Here is a 999-nt window from a genome sequence, read left to right on the forward strand (position 1 = left end):
GCGGCGCCCCCGACCGGCCAACACCGGTTGCCTGAAACGCCGACAGGCTCAGCCTGTGGCGGTGAGGTCCGTGCTCGCGGCCAGCGACGGATCGACAAGGCGGCCGATGCCCCCGGCGCAGGAGCGGCGTTCCGTCGACGACCTGCCGACCGCGCCGCTGTCGCCGCCCGCGCCGCGGCGGGCCGAGCGGGACGGCGGCACGCCCGAGCCCTGGCTGGTCGCACCGCCGGCGCCGTTCGTGCCGGAGCTGGGCGAGTCGCGGACCGCCGACGTCGCGTCCGCACCACCCCGGGAGCGGGACAAGGCCGACACGCCCCCGCCGCCGGCCGAGACGGCCGCGGGTGTCCGCGTGCCCGCACCGCGGACCGGGGACGACGCGCCCGCCTACCCGCGCCGGATCTCCGAGGAGGAACTGCACGTCGCGCCGGTCGCGGAAGAGCCGGTGCCGGCGCCTCCGGCACCGCGCGAGGACGTCGGCTGGTTCGGCGCCGCGGCCAGCGAGGCCGCCGAGCCGGCCGCCGAGCCGGTCGAGCCCGCCGCCGAGCCGGTCGAGCCCGCGGCCGAGCCGGTGGCGGCGGCGCCCGAGCCGGAACCGGCGGCGGAGACGGTCGCGCCTGCGCCGGCCGAGGAGGCCGCCCCGGAACCAGCCACGGCAGGAGCGGCCGTCGAGGCCGAGCCGGTAGAGGCCGTGCCGGTAGAGGCCGAGCCGGTCGAGGCGACCGAGCCCGCCGCGGTCGAGCCGGCCGAACCCACCGAGCCGATCCAGGCACCCACGCCGAAGCCGCCCGTGGTCGACGGGCTCCGACTCGACCTGCACGAGGCCGCCAAACCCGTCTCCGCCCCGCCCGCGGCGGCGCCCGCGCAGCCGGTCGAGACCACCGCGGAACCCGAGACCACCGCGGAACCGAAGACCATCGCGGAACCCGAGACCACCGCGGAACCCGAGGCCGCCGCGACGCCGCCGGCCGACGAGGCACCGGGCGCGGCCGACGCGGCCGC

1 pseudogene is annotated in these 999 nt (G+C 79.9%); it reads left to right on the forward strand.

What is annotated here, in order from left to right:
- Positions 1-61: 61 nt before the first annotated feature.
- Positions 62-999 (forward strand): annotated as a pseudogene (locus AB0H87_RS26040) (hypothetical protein); the annotation flags it as partial.

Source organism: Asanoa sp. NPDC050611 (assembly GCF_040654855.1).
Classification (GTDB): Bacteria; Actinomycetota; Actinomycetes; order Mycobacteriales; family Micromonosporaceae; genus Asanoa.